At 63.5% G+C, this 17,520-nt stretch carries 15 protein-coding genes; 5 read left to right on the top strand and 10 right to left on the bottom strand.

The window, feature by feature from the left end:
• The first annotated feature begins 32 nt into the window (after nucleotides 1–32).
• Together J3P79_RS10040 and J3P79_RS10035 are read left to right on the top strand one after the other, a co-directional pair.
• Nucleotides 33–1,142 carry an NAD(P)/FAD-dependent oxidoreductase gene (locus tag J3P79_RS10040; protein WP_434610104.1) on the top strand — a complete coding sequence of 370 codons (1,110 nt, stop codon included), beginning with the start codon at nucleotides 33–35 and terminating at the stop codon, nucleotides 1,140–1,142.
• A 203-nt stretch (nucleotides 1,143–1,345) separates the two neighbouring features.
• Nucleotides 1,346–1,822 carry a hemerythrin domain-containing protein gene (locus tag J3P79_RS10035; protein WP_434610102.1) on the top strand — a complete coding sequence of 159 codons (477 nt, stop codon included), beginning with the start codon at nucleotides 1,346–1,348 and terminating at the stop codon, nucleotides 1,820–1,822.
• Nucleotides 1,823–1,874: 52 nt separating this feature from the next.
• On the opposite strand, the gene J3P79_RS10030 is transcribed toward J3P79_RS10035, so the two are convergent.
• From J3P79_RS10030 to J3P79_RS10000, 7 genes are all read right to left on the bottom strand, one after another.
• The gene (locus tag J3P79_RS10030) at nucleotides 1,875–2,753 is read right to left on the bottom strand and encodes a LysR family transcriptional regulator (RefSeq protein WP_434610101.1); all 879 of its coding nucleotides are present in this window, start codon (nucleotides 2,751–2,753) and stop codon (nucleotides 1,875–1,877) included.
• A gap of 148 nt (nucleotides 2,754–2,901) precedes the next feature.
• On the bottom strand, nucleotides 2,902–3,531 hold the full coding sequence (gene ycaC, locus J3P79_RS10025) for an isochorismate family cysteine hydrolase YcaC (RefSeq protein ID WP_434610100.1): 630 nt from the start codon (nucleotides 3,529–3,531) through the stop codon (nucleotides 2,902–2,904).
• A gap of 77 nt (nucleotides 3,532–3,608) precedes the next feature.
• Nucleotides 3,609–5,447, bottom strand: coding sequence for an amidohydrolase (locus J3P79_RS10020; protein WP_434611421.1), 1,839 nt, complete (start codon nucleotides 5,445–5,447; stop codon nucleotides 3,609–3,611).
• Nucleotides 5,448–5,565: 118 nt separating this feature from the next.
• Nucleotides 5,566–6,204, bottom strand: a complete 639-nt coding sequence (locus J3P79_RS10015) for an antibiotic biosynthesis monooxygenase (protein ID WP_434610098.1) — start codon at nucleotides 6,202–6,204, stop codon at nucleotides 5,566–5,568.
• Entirely contained in the window at nucleotides 6,197–6,610 is a 414-nt protein-coding gene (locus tag J3P79_RS10010; protein ID WP_434610096.1) for a DoxX family protein, read from the bottom strand. Before J3P79_RS10010 ends, J3P79_RS10015 begins: the two co-directional genes overlap by 8 nt.
• The gene (locus J3P79_RS10005; RefSeq protein WP_434610094.1) at nucleotides 6,607–7,554 is read right to left on the bottom strand and encodes a LysR family transcriptional regulator; all 948 of its coding nucleotides are present in this window, start codon (nucleotides 7,552–7,554) and stop codon (nucleotides 6,607–6,609) included. Before J3P79_RS10005 ends, J3P79_RS10010 begins: the two co-directional genes overlap by 4 nt.
• A 70-nt stretch (nucleotides 7,555–7,624) precedes the next feature.
• Nucleotides 7,625–8,446: an alpha/beta fold hydrolase gene (locus J3P79_RS10000; RefSeq protein ID WP_434610093.1), complete on the bottom strand. Its 822-nt coding sequence runs from the start codon at nucleotides 8,444–8,446 to the stop codon at nucleotides 7,625–7,627.
• A 347-nt stretch (nucleotides 8,447–8,793) separates the two neighbouring features.
• On the opposite strand from J3P79_RS10000, the gene J3P79_RS09995 reads away from it, so the two are divergent.
• On the top strand, nucleotides 8,794–11,604 hold the full coding sequence (locus J3P79_RS09995) for an ATP-binding protein (protein ID WP_434610091.1): 2,811 nt from the start codon (nucleotides 8,794–8,796) through the stop codon (nucleotides 11,602–11,604).
• Here J3P79_RS09995 and J3P79_RS09990 read toward each other — a convergent pair.
• Entirely contained in the window at nucleotides 11,551–13,041 is a 1,491-nt protein-coding gene (locus J3P79_RS09990; RefSeq protein ID WP_434610090.1) for an ATP-binding protein, read from the bottom strand. The genes J3P79_RS09995 and J3P79_RS09990 overlap by 54 nt on opposite strands.
• A gap of 183 nt (nucleotides 13,042–13,224) precedes the next feature.
• Entirely contained in the window at nucleotides 13,225–14,175 is a 951-nt protein-coding gene (locus J3P79_RS09985; protein WP_434610089.1) for a GlxA family transcriptional regulator, read from the bottom strand.
• Nucleotides 14,176–14,472: 297 nt separating this feature from the next.
• Between J3P79_RS09985 and J3P79_RS09980 the strand changes: the two genes are divergently transcribed.
• Nucleotides 14,473–15,195 carry a pirin family protein gene (locus J3P79_RS09980; RefSeq protein WP_434610087.1) on the top strand — a complete coding sequence of 241 codons (723 nt, stop codon included), beginning with the start codon at nucleotides 14,473–14,475 and terminating at the stop codon, nucleotides 15,193–15,195.
• 126 nt (nucleotides 15,196–15,321) lie between these two features.
• Here the strand turns inward: J3P79_RS09980 and J3P79_RS09975 are convergent, their stop codons facing one another.
• Nucleotides 15,322–16,197: a LysR family transcriptional regulator gene (locus tag J3P79_RS09975; RefSeq protein ID WP_434610085.1), complete on the bottom strand. Its 876-nt coding sequence runs from the start codon at nucleotides 16,195–16,197 to the stop codon at nucleotides 15,322–15,324.
• Between the two features lie 111 nt (nucleotides 16,198–16,308).
• Between J3P79_RS09975 and J3P79_RS09970 the strand changes: the two genes are divergently transcribed.
• Nucleotides 16,309–17,520, top strand: coding sequence for a YbfB/YjiJ family MFS transporter (locus J3P79_RS09970; RefSeq protein ID WP_434610083.1), 1,212 nt, complete (start codon nucleotides 16,309–16,311; stop codon nucleotides 17,518–17,520).

The following is a 17,520-nucleotide window of genomic DNA, read 5'->3' as shown; positions in this document are numbered from 1 at the left end:
CACGATCATCTGCTCATGAAGGAGACCCAGCGTTGAGCGTCGATATTGATTGCATAGTCGTCGGCGCAGGCGTCGTCGGCCTCGCCGTGGCGCGAGAAATGGCGCGCGCCGGGCATGAAGTGCTGGTGATCGAAGCAGGTGATGCCATCGGCATGGGCATCAGTTCGCGCAATTCCGAGGTGATCCATGCCGGGCTGTATTACCCGCCGGGCAGTCTCAAGGCGCAGTTGTGCGTCGAAGGTCGGCGACGGCTGTATGAGTACTGCGACAGCCACGGCGTCGAGACCCGCCGGCTCGGTAAATTGATCGTGGCCAAGGACCAGGCTCAGTTGGACGGGCTTGAAACGCTGCTGGCGCGCGGCCTGCTCAACGGCGTGGACGACCTGCGCTTTCTCGATCAAAAGCAGGCACAGGCGCTGGAGCCGGCGCTGTCCTGTGTCGGCGCGTTGTATTCGCCCTCCACCGGTATCGTCGATGCCCATGCCTTGATGTTGGCGTTGCAGGGCGATGCCGAGGCAGCCGGTGCCAACGTGGTGTTTCGCACGCCCCTGCTGGAGGCTCGTGTGGTCGATGAGGGCTTCAGACTGGCATTGGGCGGCACGGCGCAGATGACATTGTCCTGCCGCCGGCTGATCAACGCCGCCGGCCTCCAGGCCCCTGCCCTCGCCCGCCGGATCGAAGGCCTGGACAGGCAATGGGTTCCCGATGATTACCTGTGCAAGGGCAACTATTTCCAACTGGCCGGACGGGCGCCGTTCCGCCATCTGGTCTATCCCGCGCCGGAAGCCGCCGGCCTGGGCATTCACATGACGCTCGACTTGGCAGGCCAGGCGCGTTTCGGTCCTGACACCGAATGGGTCGAAGTGGAGGATTACCGCGTGGATCCGGCCCGGGCGGAAGCGTTTTACCAGGCCATTCGAAATTACTGGCCGGGCCTGCCGGACCAGAGCCTGCAACCAGCCTACAGCGGCATCCGCCCGAAAATTTCCGCACCGGGCGAACCCGCTCGGGACTTTCTCATCAGCAGTGAAGCCGAGCATCAGGTGCCGGGGCTGATCAACCTGTTCGGCATCGAGTCCCCCGGACTGACGTCCTGCCTGGCACTGGCGGGACGGGTCAGGCAACTGTTCGGCAACACCTGACGCCCTTGGCAACGCAAAGTGCAAGGCGTTTTAACCACGGCTCATGCAGCCTGCACGATGACAAAACTCGGCTCAGACATAACCAACTGTTTTTAAAGGAAATTAAAAAGCAACTCGGCTGGCACGACGGATGCACCTCTCATGTTACGTGGCGTCGGCGCTCGAAGCCGGCCCGCAATCCGTGAATGACCGAGGAGCACCACATGAACGCCATCGACCTGTTGAAAGCCGACCATGAACGCGTCAAAGCCATTCTCACTCAGTTGAGTGAGTCAACTGATCGCGCGATCAAGAAACGCACCGAACTGCTGGCGAAGCTGGAAATGGAAGTGTCCATCCACACCCGCCTGGAGGAAGAAATCCTCTACCCGGCCTTCAAGCAGGAAGGCGGCAAGGAAGAAGCCGAGATGTATTACGAAGCCAAGGAAGAGCACCGCACCGTCGATTCGCTGGTGCTGCCTGACCTGAAAACCACCGACCCATCGCAGCCTGAATTTGCAGGCCGGGTCAAAGTGGTGAAAGAACTGCTGGAGCACCACATCGAGGAAGAAGAAAAGGAAATGTTCCCCCAAGCCAAGAAAGTGCTGGGCAAGGCCAAGCTGGATGCCCTGGGTGAGCAGATGGAAATCATGAAGGCGCAGTACAAGAAGGAATTGAGCAGCGCCAACCTCGCCGCTTGATCACGAGGCTGCGAACGCTTCGACCGCTGACCGGGTTGAAGCGTTCCGGCCTTCATAACATCTGCTCGCGTAGAAACTCAACCAAGGCCTGCACCGGGCGCGAAGCCTGGCGATGTTGTGGATAGACCGCCGACAGTGTCAACGGCTCCGTTTCAAACCCATCCAGCACCCTGACCAACCGGCCATCCTTCAACGCGTCACCGAGGATGAAGGTTGGCAGATAGGTGACGCCCATCCCGGCAATCGCCGCATCCCTGAGCAAATCGCCGTTATTGGCCCGCATCCGCCCCGCCACTTCCAGGACCAACGGCTTGCCATTCCCCTCGAAGCGCCATTGCACCTGACGGTTGTGTCCATAAGGCAGGCAGTCGTGATTGCGCAGATCGTCAGGTCTCGCCGGTACACCTTTCTCGGCCAGGTAGGCCGGGCTGGCGCAGTACACCCGCTCGATGGTTGCGATGCGCCGGGCGATCAGGGTTGAATCTTCCAACACGCCGATCCTCAGCGCCAAATCGTAGCCTTCACCCAGCAGGTCCACCGAGCGATCGCTCAGGTCCACCTCGACGCTGACGTCCCGATAGCGCTGCAAGAACAGCGGCAGCAGGCAGCCCAGGTGCGCCACGGCGAACGACAACGGTGCGCTGAGCCGAATGGTCCCGCGCGGCTCGCTGGTCTGGCCACTGATGCCCTGCTCCACTTGCTCGACTTCACTGAGCAAGCGCAACGCGGCCTCGTAATAACGCTGGCCCAGCGGCGTAACGTCCAGGCGGCGCGTGGAGCGGTTGAGCAATCGCACGCCCAGGCGCTGCTCCAGTTCCATGAGCTTGCGGCTGACGAACTGCTTGGACAGCCCGAGCTTGTCCGCCGCCGCCGTGAAGCTGCCCGACTCCATGACCTGGGCAAAGATGCGCATTTCTTCGAAGGGGTTCATTGTCATTCCATCGGTGGACAATCTGCCGGTTCAGCTGGGCATTGTGATCTGGGCGAGTCAGGTTGCATAGCAGTGGTCCAGCTTGTGATGCTTTAAGGCCGAACACAAAAACGCCCGCACAAAGCGGGCGTCGTCGAGCATGGACCGCTTACTTGGCCGTCAGCGCCGAGTAGCTGTTCATCAGGTTGCGGTAGTTCGGGATGCGCTGGGACAGCAGGTTGCCCAGGCCCTCGATGTCGTTGCGCCAGTCGCGGTGCAGCTCACAGGCCACCGAGAACCAGTTCATCATTTGCGCGCCGGCAGCGGTCATGCGTACCCAGGCGGCCTGTTGCACGGTTTCGTTGAAGGTACCCGAAGCGTCGGTGACCACGAACACGTCAAAACCTTCGGCCAGCGCCGACAGGGTCGGGAACGCCACGCAGACATCAGTCACCACACCCGCGATGATCAGTTGCTTGCGACCGGTGGCCTTGATCGCCTTGACGAAATCTTCGTTGTCCCAGGCGTTGATTTGACCTGGACGCGGGATATACGGCGCGTCCGGAAACATTTCCTTGAGTTCCGGCACGAGTGGGCCATTGGGGCCACTTTCGAAACTGGTGGTCAGGATGGTTGGCAATTCGAAGAATTTGGCGAGGTCAGCCAAGGCCAATACGTTGTTCTTGAACTCGTTGGGCGAGAAATCCTGGACCAGGGAGATCAAGCCAGTCTGGTGATCGACCAGCAGGACCACCGCGTCGTCTTTGTTCAGGCGGTTGTAGGCGGGAACGTTGCTCATGGGATGACTCCTTTGGGATGGATGTTACGAAACCAATGAGGGAGCGGACTCCCACATTGGGTAGGTGTTGTGCTCAGTTAAAAGGCAAAGCAGGAACAGCCAAACGCGCCCCAGAAACCCTGGAAGTCGCTGACCGGGACGTTCGACAGTCGCGCCCGTTCATGGCTATGGGAATGCACCTTGCACGGCCCGCTGCACTGGTGGACCTGGGCCTGTAACGGCGAGCTCGGGCGCCAGTGTCCAGGCACCTTGACCACGGGCGACCAGTCCGGCAGCACCGGGACGCTGGCCGGGCCGAGTTTTTCGAAGTCGCCGGCGGCGTACACCACCTTGCCGTCGACCACGGTCAGCACCGACTCGATCCACTTGATGGCTTCTTCCTCAACGCTGAAGAAGTCCGCGCTAAGGGCGGCCAGGTCCGCCAGTTGGCCGACCTTGATCTGGCCCTTCTTGCCCTGCTCCGACGAGAACCAGGCACTGCCATGGGTGAACAGCTCCAGGGCGGTCAGACGCGGCAGGCCTTCCTCGTGCAGCGACAAGCCGCCGACCGTGCGGCCGCTGACCATCCAGTACAGCGAGGTCCACGGGTTGTAACTGGAGACGCGAGTAGCGTCGGTGCCGGCGCCCACCGGCACGCCTTCGGCGAGCATGCGCTTGATCGGCGGCGTGGCTTCGGCAGCCTTGGCGCCGTAGCGGTCGACGAAGTACTCGCCCTGGAAGGCCATGCGGTCCTGGATCGCAATACCGCCGCCCAGTGCTCGTACGCGTTCGATGTTCTTCGGCGTGATGGTCTCGGCGTGGTCAAAGAACCACGGCAGGCCGTTGAACGGGATGTCACGGTTGACCTTCTCGAACACGTCGAGCATGCGGCTGATGGATTCGTCGTAGGTGGCGTGCAGGCGAAACGGCCAGCGCTGCTCCACCAGGTGACGCACCACCGGTTCCAGATCCTGCTCCATGCCAGGCGGCAGGTCCGGGCGCGGTTCGAGGAAGTCTTCGAAGTCCGCTGCGGAGAACACCAGCATTTCTCCGGCGCCGTTGTGTCGCAGGAAATCGTCGCCCTGGTGCAACTTGACGCTGCCGGTCCAGTTCTTGAAGTCGGTGAGTTCTTCCTTGGGCTTCTGGGTGAACAGGTTGTAGGCGATGCGCACCGTCAACTGCTGCTCGCGGGCCAACTGCTCGATGACCTCGTAGTCATCCGGGTAGTTCTGGTAGCCACCGCCAGCGTCGATGGCGCTGGTCAGGCCCAGGCGATTGAGCTCGCGCATGAACTGACGGGTGGAGTTGACCTGGTACTCCAGCGGCAACTTCGGCCCTTTCGCCAGCGTCGAGTAAAGGATCATCGCGTTGGGACGCGCCACCAGCATGCCGGTGGGTTCGCCTTTGCTGTCACGCACGATCTCGCCGCCCGGCGGGTTCGGGGTGTCGCGGGTGTAGCCGGCCACGCGCAGGGCGGCGCGGTTGAGCAAGGCGCGGTCGTACAGATGCAACACGAATACTGGGGTGTCGGGCGCGGCCTGGTTGAGTTCTTCCAGGGTCGGCATGCGTTTTTCGGCGAACTGGAATTCGTTCCAGCCACCCACTACGCGAACCCATTGCGGCGTCGGCGTGCGGTCGGCCTGGTCCTTGAGCATGCGCAAGGCATCGGCCAACGACGGCACGCCTTCCCAGCGCAGCTCCAGGTTGTAGTTCAAACCGCCACGGATCAGGTGCAGGTGCGAGTCGTTGAGGCCGGGAATGACGGTGCAGCCCTTGAGGTCGATGACCTGGGTGCCGCTGCCGCGCAAGGCCATGGCCTCGGCGTCGGTGCCCACGGCGACGAAGCGGCCCTGGCTGATAGCAACCGCGCTGGCGCGAGGTTTCTCGCGGTCGACGGTGTGGAATTGGCCATTGAACAGAATCAGATCGGCGTTCATCGGGTTTCCTTGTGAATGGGAAGAAGCAAGGGACAGGCGCGGCCAGAAAGCCGCGGCGGCGCTAAGCAAAGATCCGGCGGCGAGCAATTGGCGGCGCAGCGGATCGGTTGGATCGTCGTTATTGGCCATGGCCGGGCTCCAGGTGTTCGTGGGCCTTGGACGCTTCCAACCATGGCGCGAACAGGCGGGTCGCCAGCGGCATGCACACGTACACCACCGAAAGCACGATGGTCACGGTGATCAGGAACGTGGCGACCACGTAGTTGGACAGGAACGCGTTGAGTTGCAGCAGCGGGCCCCAGAGCAACGGCACCAGCAAGGTATGCGGCAGGATGACCAGCAGCGTCACCACCGATTGCTTCCAGCGCGGCGGTGGCGTGGCGGCATCGGCCAGCGGCGCGAACCAGAATTCCTTATGGGAACCGACCTCGATCTGATCGCCGTCGGCCAGGAGTGGCGCTGCCTCGGCCACCAACTCACGACGCTCGGGGGAATCCAGCCAGCGTTGCATGGCCTCGGTGGAGCGAAAACGCAGCACGCAGGTAAACAATGACAATCCGTCCTGCTTGCCCCGCACGACGTCGACGCCCAGATGTCCCGGCCACTGGCCGGCCACGGTGACGATGCGCCGCAACCAGGCCTCATAGGCATCGTTCTGCCCGGCTTTGATCCGGTGCTTGACCACCAAGGTGACGATTTCATCGAAACCGGGTACCGCCGGGCTCGCGGTGGATCCGAGGGTTTGGGACTCAGGCATGACGCAGCACTCCAGCAAAGCGCGCGTTCATCGCCAGGCGTCCGGGGCCGGCGATGAACACGCTGGTAAATACGATCAACAGCAACCAGCCGAACTGGCCTTCTTCCAGGCTCCACTGCGGATGCACGATCAGCAGCGCGACGGCGAGCAGGAACAGGATGGGCAAGCACGCCAGGCGCACCAGCACGCCGGCCATGATCAGCAGCGGACACACCACCTCGGCGAAAATCGCCAGGACCAGCGTGGGCGCCGCGCCGAGGTGGAACGGGTCTTCGATGCGGCTCAGCTCGGCGCTGTAGTTCAACAACTTGGGCAAGCCATGCACCCAGAGCAGGAACAACGCGCCGCTCAGACGCAGGAACAGCAGGCCAAGGTCCTGCAGACGGCTTTCATCAGTGGTATTCATCGGTGAGCTCCGGCCGGGTCCGTCGAAGCGGCCGCCGGCAGCGGTTGGGACATGTGGGTGGCAATGCGCGAGCGCAGCCAGCGCTCGGCAGGGTCGTTGTCATGCACGCCGCTCCAGACCATCGACAGTTCGGCGGCATTGATCTCGAACGGCGGGTCCTCGGCGCGCAACGCGCAGCCTTCCACCAGCGCACAGGCGGCGTAGTCGGGTACGGTGGCGATCAGCTCGGTGCCGGCCAGCAGGGCGCGCAGGCCGCTGAATTGCGGCACCGCCAGCACGACCTTGCGCGCCCGGCCGATGCGGGCCAGGTCCAGGTCGATGTTGCCGCTCAGGTCGCCCGAGAACGAGACCATGGCGTGGGGCCGCGAGCAGTATTCATCCAGGGTCAGTGGCCCCGGGCGTTTGTCGCCGCGCAAGACTTTGCAGGGAATGTCCCGCAATTTCTTGCGCTTGGCATTGGCCGGAAGGTCGGTGGTGTAGCTGACGCCGACGCTGATTTCGCCACTGGCAAGCAGCGACGACATCAACAGGAAATTGGCCCGGCGTACCACGACGATGATGCCGGGTGCTTCTTCACGCAATTGACTCAGCAATGGCGGGAACAGGCCGAACTCGGCATCGTCGGACAGGCCGATACGGAACACATCACAACTGGTGGACGGGTCGAACGCCTTGGCCCGGCTGACTGCGCCGGAGATGGTGTCCATGGCCGGCTGCAGTTCCTGCAGGATCGCCAGGGCCCGAGGCGTCGGTTCCATGCCCCGGCCGTGGCGGATCAGCAGTGGATCATCGAACAGATCCCGCAGCCGCCCGAGCGCCGCGCTCACCGCCGGCTGGCCCATGAACAGCTTTTCAGCGACGCGGGTCAGGTTCTTCTCGAACATCAGCGCCTCGAAGATCACCAGCAGGTTCATGTCGAGACGGCGTAGATCGTTGCGGTTCATGGGTGTTGTTCCTGTTCAATACCGATCTTGTGGGAGCGAGCTTGCTCGCTCCCACAGGTTTTCGCCCTGATCAGCCTCGGATGAACGCCAGCAGGTCAGCGTTGAGTTGATCCTTGTGGGTGTCGGTCAGGCCATGGGGCGCGCCTGGGTAGATCAGCAGCTGTGAGTTCTTGAGCAGTTTGGCGGCCGCGATGCCGGCGGTTTCGATCGGCACCACCTGGTCGTCATCGCCATGGACCACCAGGGTCGGCACGTCGATGTTGCGCAGGTCTTCGGAAAGGTCGGTTTCCGAGAACGCCTTGATGCAGTCGTAGGTGTTCTTGTGGCCGGCGAGCATGCCTTGCATCCAGAACCAGTCGATCATGCCTTGGGAGACTTTGGCGCCCGGACGGTTGGCGCCGAAAAAGGCGCTGGCCACATCCTTGTATAGCTGAGAACGGTCGGCCAGGGAGGCCTGGCGGAAGCCGTCGAAGACTTCGACGGGCAAGCCGCCGGGGTTGGCCGCAGTCCTGAGCATCAGCGGCGTGACCGCCGAGATCAGGCCGAGCTTCGCGACGCGGGCGGCGCCATGCCGACCGATGTAGCGCGCCACTTCGCCGCCGCCGGTGGAGAAACCGAGCAACACCGCGTCCTTCAGGTCCAGGCGCTCGATCAGCTCCGCCAGGTCGTCGGCGTAGGTATCCATGTCATTGCCATCCCACGGCTGGCTGGAACGCCCATGGCCGCGACGGTCGTGGGCGATCACCCGGTAGCCGTTGGAAGCGAGGAACATCATCTGCGCCTCCCAACTGTCGGAGTTCAATGGCCAGCCGTGGCTGAAGACAATCGGTTGGCCAGTGCCCCAATCCTTGTAGTAGATCTCTGTGCCGTCGCGGGTGATGAACGTGCTCATGACATGATTCCTTGAGGTGGGTGGATCGCTTTATGGTCCGGTCAGGGGCGGTTTATGCGTGAGTTAAACGTTGTTAATTTTTTCGGGACTGACATGCTTTTGTGGCGAGGGAGCTTGCTCCCGCTGGGCTGTGAAGCAGCCCCAGGATTGTCCCCTCGGTGTGCCAGATTCATTGGGAAATGAGGGTTTTGGGGCCGCCTCGCGGCCCAGCGGGAGCAAGCTCCCTCGCCACGGGTATTGCGTTGATCCCGAGGATGGCAACGTCTCCCGCCGTTGCGCTTGACACAAAACCTGACGAATATGCTCAGGTACAGCCCATCTCCAGGGAACAGAACAATGAGCGCGCCATGAGTCAGTACCTCAGCCTGCCCGTCGAAAAGACGCTGCATTTCGGCCCTTACCGGGTTCACCCCCGTCAGCGCCTGGTGCTGGAGGGGGGGCAGCCGTTGCGCCTGGGTCGGCGGGCGGTGGAGATTTTGCTGGTGCTGCTCGAACAGGCAGGGCAAGTGGTCAGCAAGCAGCAACTGATCGCCCGCGTCTGGCCCAAGAGCGTGGTGGAAGACACCAACCTGCGGGTTCATGTGGCCGCGCTGCGCAAGGCGTTGGGTGACGGGCAGGCCGGCCAGCGCTACATCGTCACCGTGGCGCAGCGCGGCTACAGTTTTGTCGCGCCGCTGACCTTTGAGCCGCCCGAAGCGCTGGCCCGAATCCCCCACCCTGCCCTGGCGCGCAATTTGCCGCCGCGTCGCACGCGGGTGATCGGGCGCCAGGGCCTGGTGGAAAGCCTGGTCGCCCAGCTGCCGCGAAAACGCTTCATTACCCTGGTCGGCAGTGGCGGGATCGGCAAGACCACCGTCGCCCTCCAGGTCGCCGAGCGGCTGATTGGGCATTACCGCGACGGCACCTATCTGCTGGACCTCGGCTCGCTCAACGACCCGACCATGATCGCGCCCAACCTCTGCGCCCTGCTGGAGCTGCCGTCACAAGACGGCGAGTCCCTGGAAGCCATCGTGCGGCCGCTCAAGGAACGGCAGTTGCTGCTGGTCATCGACACTTGCGAGCATCTGGTCGACGCCGTGGCCCAGCTCTGCGAGACGTTGCTGCGCGCCGCGCAGCACTTGCATATCCTCGCCACCAGCCGCGAAGGCCTGCGCGCCGAAGGCGAACATGTGCAGCGCCTCGATTCATTGGCGGTCCCGCCCCGTGGCATGATCATCGAAGGTTATCCGGCCCTGGAATATCCAGCGCTGCAACTGTTCGCCGAGCGGGCGATGGCCAGCCAGGACGACTTCGAACTGAACGATGACGAGGTGCCGCTGATCGTCGATATCTGCCAACGCCTGGATGGGATTCCCCTGGCCATCGAACTGGCCGCCGCCCAGATCGGACGCTTTGGGCTGGAAGCGCTGTGCCGGCAACTGCGAGACAGCGTCGCCTTGCTCGATCACGACAAGCGCACCAGCGCACCGCGACAACAGACCCTGCGCGCCACGCTGGACTGGAGCTTCGCGCTGCTCACGGCCTGCGAGCAGACCTGCCTGCGGCGGCTGGCGGTGTTCATGGGCAGTTTCAACCTGGCCTCCGCCGCGGCGGTCATCGTCGGCCAGCATGTCGCGCCCGACCAGGTGCTGGTATCGGTCAGCCAGTTGGTCGCCAAGTCGCTGCTCAATGTTGAGATCGGTGATGATGAGGTCCGCTATTGCCTGCTGGACACCACGCGCAGCTACGCCTTGGAAAAACTGCTGGAAGCAGGCGAACTCGCCGCGAGCCAGGCGCGACACGCCGAGCGTTGCCTGACGCTGATGGAACAGGCTGAGAAAGACTGGGAGAGCACCCCGACGCGGTTGTGGATCGCACGCTACGCGACCTACCGTGACGACATTCGCGCAGCCCTGGACCGCGGGCTTGGCCCTCACGGATCGCACGCCGTGGCGATCCGCTTGACCGCCCGCACCCTGCCCCTCTGGCAGGAATTGTCACTGCTCAAGGAGCACGGTCTTTACGTCAGCAAGGCCCGGGAACTGCTGCACGGTAGCGCCTCGCCGTGCCCGAGGCTGACCTTGGCCCTGGAACTGGCCCACGCCAGCCTCAACTACCACACCGAGGGCGGTACGCCGGCCACGGTCGAGGCGTTCGTCACGGCCCGGCGCCTGGCCCGGCAGTGCCAGGACCTGGCGGGTGAACTGCGCGCCTTGTCAGGCCATCTGACCGTCAACCTCAGTTGTGGCCGCTACCAGCAGGCGCTGGAACAATGCCAGGACTTCGACCGCCTGGGACCGCCGGGCGACCCGGTGCTGTCCTTGAGTACCCAACGCCTGCGGGTGCTGGCGTTGCATTTCATCGGCGACCAGGATGCCGCGCGGCGCGATGCCGAACAGGTCATCCAGCGCCTGGCCCAGAACGGCCACCTGAGCAGGTTCACCCATGGTTTTGGCGTGCAGTACGAACAGAGCGTGGCGGCGCTGACGATCCTGGCGCGTATTCTCTGGCTGCAAGGGTTCGCCGAAAAAGCCCGGCGCACCGCCAATCTCGCGCTGCAGATTGCCCTGCAGATCAACCACGGCCTTTCGATCTGCTACACCTTGGCGATCGCCGGTTGCGTGATCGCCCAGTACACCGGCGAGCATTCAATCGCCCGGGAACGGCTCGAGATGCTGAAACACCAGGCCCGCAAACATTCGGTCATGCTGTTCCATGACTGGGCCTGCCACTACGAGCGCGCATTCGACGGCGCGCCGCTGGAGACCTGCCCGGCCACGGGCGGCTTGATCCAGGATATGGTCGTGACACTGCGAGCGGATGCCGTTGGACCCGAGCAGATCGAACGCGCCCACAGCGGCGCCGCAGGCTGGTGCTCCGCCGAGATCCTGCGGGCCAGCGCCGAAACGCTGTTGGCGCAGGATGCCCCGTCTGCCGAAAGCCGTGCCGAAGCGCAACTGCACGCCGCCCTCGCCATCGCCCGGCAGCAAGGCGCACTGGCCTGGGAACTGCGCAGCGCCGTTTCCCTGGCGCGACTGTGGCAGCGCCGTGGCGAGGACGAGGCCGCCGTGGATGTGCTCGGCCCCGTCTATCGTCGCTTCAGTGAAGGCTTCGACACGCCCGACCTAAAGCAAGCCGACGCGTTGCTCCGTGCGCTGGCTCGGCGCCTCGGGTCTTGACCGACGTGTTTGCCAGGCTTGTTGCAGTGCGTAACGCCGATGGAAAAGCTGGGACTGTCCACTGCAACGCAACTTTTCCAGGGCATAGGCGCGGGTGGTATGCAGCAGATAAAAACGCGTTCCCTCGGCACGCTGCTCGACCATCACCAATGACTGGTTGACCAGCCGCGACACCAACCAGGGCAATCGATCCGTCGCCAGCTCAGGGCAACTGATCACCGCCATCGCGGCCCTGAGGCTGAAGCGTTTTTCGAACACCGCCAGACGTTGGAACACCGTTCGCTCATCCTCGCTCAAGCGTTCGAAGCTCCAGTCCAGGGCGGCCTCCAGGCTTCGGTGGCGGGCCACGGCGGTACGACGCCCGTGGCTCAGCAGCGACAGACCGTAGTCCAACTGTTCCAGGACCCCGGCCACACCCAGCACATCGACTTGAGCCGCCGCCAGTTCCAGCGCCAACGGCAATCCGTCGAGGCGCTGGCAGATTTGCGCAAGCGCCGTCAGCTCCCGCTCTGCGGGTTTGAAACCCTGCTGGCGAGCGCCGACCCGTTCGACCAGCAACTGCACCGCCGGGCACGCCAGGACCTGAAGATCGGGGGCCTTGGTTGGCACCGCCACCAGGCCGGGCAATTGCACGATGTTTTCATCGGCCAGGTTGAGGATTTCCCGGCTGCTCACCAACAGCGACACACCCGGTGCTGCCCCGCGCAACGTCGTGGCCAACGCCCGGCAGGCATCGATCAGATGTTCGCAGCCATCGAGCACCAGCAACACCCGACGGGCTTGCAGTTGCCGGGCCAGGCAATCTTGCGCCAGGCCCAGGGCATGGGCGATCCGCAGCGCAACCTGCGCCGGGTCGTCGACGCCAGCCAAGTCAATGAACCAGGCACCGTCGGCAAAGTGCTCCAGCAGCAGCTCCGCTACCCGCAACGCAACGGTGGTCTTGCCGATGCCACCGGGGCCGGTGATCGTGGTCAGGGATTGGCGCGGCACCTCCACCAACAGCCGGCCCAGGACTTTGTCGCGACCGATCACCGGGCTCAGCCGGGCGGGCAGATTGTGCCGCTCGGACGGCTCCGCGGTCGCTGGCTCGTCGCCTGGCCGCAAGGTCACGGGCACCGCAAAACAATAGCCTTGGCGGGGATGATTGAGGATGTAGCGATTGCCTTCGCGCGTCTCGCCGAAGGCCCGCCGCAGCGCGGCGATGTGCACCCGTAGATTGATGTCTTCCACCACGCTGTCGGGCCAGACATGTTCGATCAGCGTTTGCTTGCTGACAAAAGCGCCGGCATGTTCGACCAGTATTTGCAGGATGTCCAGGGCGCGGCCGCCCAATGCCAGGGGCTGACCGTCGCGAGTGACCAGCCGCTGCTGTCGGTGAAAGACGAACGGGCCGAAGCCTACCGTTGGCCCGGTGCAGGGTGTGACGAAACTGTTCATGAGCGATCCAGCGCCAGATGACCGGTCCAGGCATCGCGTTGCGAATCGCCGCACGCGTCTGCCCTGGCTCTTGCGCATCCTTTCCAGAGGGTTCGCGGTTATCTTGGCAGCCCTCCGCCAGAGAACAATGCTGGCACAGGCCCCATCACGGACATCACGGTGCCCTGGACGGACACCCGAGGCTCAACTGAACTGCTGGCGGTATTGGATCGGCGTCAGGCCAAGCTTTTCACTGAACAACTGGCGCATGTGGCGGACACTGCCGAAGCCGCTGCGAAACGCCACGGTCTTGAGGGGCAAGTCGGTGGATTCGAGCAACTGCCGCGCCCGATCGATACGCGCCCCTTGGAGGAATTCCATGGGCGTCATTTTCACTTCGCGAACAAACAGCCGGGCAAAATGCCGGGCGCTCATGGCCGCGACCGCCGCCATGCGCTCCACCGTGAATGGCTCCTCCAGATGCTCCATCACGTAGTTCTGCACCCGAGTGACCGCCGACTCCTGGGCCGCCACGGTCGCCACCAGCGGGCTGAACTGCGCTTGTCCGCCCTGGCGCTTCATGAGCACCAGCAGCACCTTGGCGACATCCAGCGCAATCTTGCGGCCATGATCCTGTGCAACGATGGCCAAGGCCATGTCGATGCCGGCGGTGACACCGCCAGAGGTGATCAGGCGTCGGTCCCGTAGAAAGATTTTGTCGGTCTCGATCAGTGCCTTGGGAAAGCGTTGGGTCAAGCGCTCGGTGTAATGCCAATGCGTGGTCACGCGGTGTCCATCGAGCAACCCTGCCTCACCGAGCACAAACGCACCGGTACAAATGGAGCCGTAGCACGTGGCCCTTTGCGCCGAGGCTCGCAGCCAGGTGTGCAACGCTGGGTGCCGGTCGTTATAGGCCCCGGGGCCGCCCGGTACGAGCAACACGTCATAGGCGGCCCAGGCCTGGTCGATATGAATATCGGCGTGGACGTTCACACCGTTGGAGGCGCGCAATGGGCCTCGCTCGGTGCCCAGCGTCAGCAATTGATAGTGCTGGTCGGGGGCAAGAAAACGATTGGCGATGGAAAACACTTCCAGCGGCCCGGCCATGTCGAGCAGCAGGAAATCAGGGAACAGCACCATTGCTACGGTTTTCATGGAAAGACGCCAAAATCGAGAAGAACATGCCGGACTCTGTGGAGCGAGCTTGCTCGCGATAGTGTCCTTCCAGTGGCATCCATGCACCTGACACGCCGCTATCGCGAGCAAGCTCGCTCTCACAAGGATCATCGGTCGGCATTATGACGAAGCGAAGCGCCCGGTGCGAGATTGTCCACTCAGACGGGACAGTATTTCCACATTCACCTGCTTATTGCACAAGTCGATTACCATTAACCTTCTTCTGAACCCGGCGAGACGGCCATGGCCACCGCCCACTGAACCAGGAGAATTATCATGCTGACCCTTCGCAAAGCGTCTGATCGCGGTATTGCCCGTCACGGCTGGCTGACGTCGTTCCACACTTTTTCATTCGCCAGCTACCGCGACCTCAATCAACAAGGCTTTTCCGACCTGCTGGTGATCAACGACGACCGGGTCGCCGCCGCCAAGGGCTTTGGCCAGCACCCGCACCGGGACATGGAGATTTTCTCCTACGTGCTCGAAGGCGCGCTGGAGCACAAGGACACCTTGGGCACCGGTTCGGTCATTCGCCCCGGCGACGTGCAGCTGATGAGTGCCGGCAGTGGCGTGGCCCACAGTGAGTTCAATCACAGCGCCGACGAGCCCGTGCACTTCCTGCAGATCTGGATCGTGCCCAACGTCGTCGGCGCCACGCCGCGCTACCAGCAGGAACACTTCAGTCCCGAACAGAAACGTGGCCGCCTGCAACTGATCATCTCGCCGGACGGCGCCGAGGGCTCACTGCATGTTCGCCAGGACGCACGGGTCTATGCCGGGCTGTTCGATGGCGCTGAACACGCCACGCTGACGTTGCCTGCCGATCGCTATGCCTATGCCCATGTCGCGCGAGGGAGCGTCGAGCTCAATGGCGTGCCGTTGCAGGAAGGCGATGGCGTGCGGGTGCGCCAGGAACAGGCGCTGACACTGAGCAACGGCCAGGATGCCGAAGTGCTGGTGTTTGACCTGCGGCAACAGGAATTGCCGCAAATGCCATGAGGCCCGTGTGCAGGACATCCTGTGGCAGCGAGCTTGCTCGCGATGGCGGAGGATCAGCTGCATCGATGCTAGCTGAACTGACGCCATCGCGAGCAAGCTCGCTCCCACAGGTTCTCTTATCCAGCGTTATTGGTTTTCCTGGGAAAACGCCGCGACAATCTCATCGATCACCGCCCGCACCCGCGCCGTATGGCGCAAGTCCGCGTGCGTCACCAGCCAGACCTCGTAGGGCAGCGGCCGCGTGAGTTGCGGCCACAGGCGCACCAGTCCATCGCGCTCGCCCATGTACACCGGGATTTCCCCCACTCCGAGCCCTGCCGCAATCGACCGACGTACCAACAAGCTTGAGCTCAGGCCGGCAACGATCCGCCCACGACTGACCGGCTCGGCGACCAGGGTAAAGTCCTTTTGCGCCTGCAAATATGGCTGGTAGACCACCAGGTCATGGCCTTCGAACGCGCTGCCGGGCGTCGGCTCGCCATGGGCGTCGACATATTCGCGCGACGCGAACAACCCCACCGGCCAACGGGCGATCCGCCGGGCGATCAGGTCGGGATTGTCCGGCCGGGTGTTGCGCACGGCTACGTCCGCTTCGCGCTTGACCAGGCTGGTGATCTGCGTGGAAGCGTCCAGCTGCACGCGCACGTCGGGGTGGCGTTGGTGCAGATGGGCAATGGCGGGGATCAGGAAGTCGATCGCCAATGAATCGGTGGTGGCGACACGCACGTTGCCCACCAGCCGATCGTCCAGGCCTTGAATCCGACGCTCCAGCTCCAGGGCCGATTGCTCCATTTTCTCCACGGACTTGAGCGCGGCCTCGCCCATCGACGTCAGGGCGTAACCGTCGGGCGTGCGCAGGAACAGCGCGGCGCTCAGGGATTTCTCCAACGCGACGACGCGCCGGCCCACCGTCGCCTGGTCCACCCCCAGCACACGCGCCGCACCCCGCAAGGTCGACTCCCGACAGACCGCCAGGAATACCCGTGCATCATCCCAATTCATCCATCCTCCTACCGATGCATAGTTGCATCACTGCGCCGCGTAATCGCTGCATAAACGCAACAACAATAGCCGATATGCTGGACGCCATGAACCTTCTATGGGATCGCTACCATGCGTACATCATCCGCGGCGCTCGATTTACCTCCAAGCAGCATCTGGCTGCCAATATTCGCCGGCCTCTGCGCCAGCCTGGTCAGCATCGGCCTGGCACGCTTCGCCTACACCCCTTTGATTCCGCCGCTGATCGAAGCGCATTGGTTCAGCGCAGGCGACGTGGTCTACCTCGGGGCCGCCAACCTCGTCGGCTACCTGATCGGCGCCCTCCTCGGCCGGCCAATGGCCCGTTGGCTGTCCAATAAAAATGCACTGCGACTGATGATGCTCGCCGTGACGGCAGCGTTTTTCGCCTGTGCCTTTCCTGTGTCGGTCACTTGGTATTTCGCCTGGCGACTGCTGTCGGGCGTCGCCGGCGGCGCGATCATGGTGCTGGTGGCGGCGACCGTGCTGCCGCATGTGCCCGTCGCCCGCAGAGGGTTGGCCAGTGGCGCGATTTTCCTGGGCATTGGGCTGGGCATCGCCGGCTCCGGAACGATCGTGCCGCCGCTGTTGAGTCTCGGCCTGCAAGCCACATGGCTCGGGCTCGGCGTGCTGTCGCTGGTACTGACCGGGTTGAGTTGGTTCGGTTGGCCGCACGACGCTGCGCACGAGAACAGTGGCTCGAAACACGCCACACCGGACGAACCCACGCCCCGCGCTGTCTATCAGTTGTTTGCCCAGTACGCCTTCATGGCGGCGGGGTTGGTCCCGGCGATGGTGTTCCTGGTGGACTATGTCGCCCGCGGCCTCAAGGCCGGCGCCCACGTCGGTGCACTGGTATGGGTGATGTATGGCCTGGGGGCGATTGTCGGGCCAGTGACTTATGGTTTTCTGGCGGACCACCTGGGCGCGCGCAAAAGCATACGATTGGTGTTGGCCGTCCAGGCCGTTGCCCTCGGCCTGCTGGCGACCTCCCAGAGTTTCCTGGCGCTGGCAGTGCTGGCCGTGGTGATCGGTTCGTTTCCGCCAGGCATCGTGCCGTTGGCCCTGGCCCGGGTGCATGAGCTGGTGCCGGACCACCATCGCCAGCAAGTCGCCTGGAGCCGCGCCACCATTTCCTTCGCCACTTTCCAGGCGCTGGCCGGGTTTGGCTATTCGGCGCTGTTCAATGCCAGCGGTGGACACCACGCGTTGCTGTTCCTGGTTTCTGCTGGCGCGATTATCGTGGCGTTGCTGCTCGACTTCGCTCCCGGGCGAATCGGAAGGCCAGGAAAGGTCGGCGGCTGA

Origin of the sequence: Pseudomonas sp. R1-7 (genome assembly GCF_051132105.1) — a bacterium.
Classification (GTDB): Bacteria; Pseudomonadota; Gammaproteobacteria; order Pseudomonadales; family Pseudomonadaceae; genus Aquipseudomonas.
The sequence above is the reverse complement of the archived record's forward strand: the minus strand, read 5'-3'. Positions and strand labels throughout refer to the sequence as shown.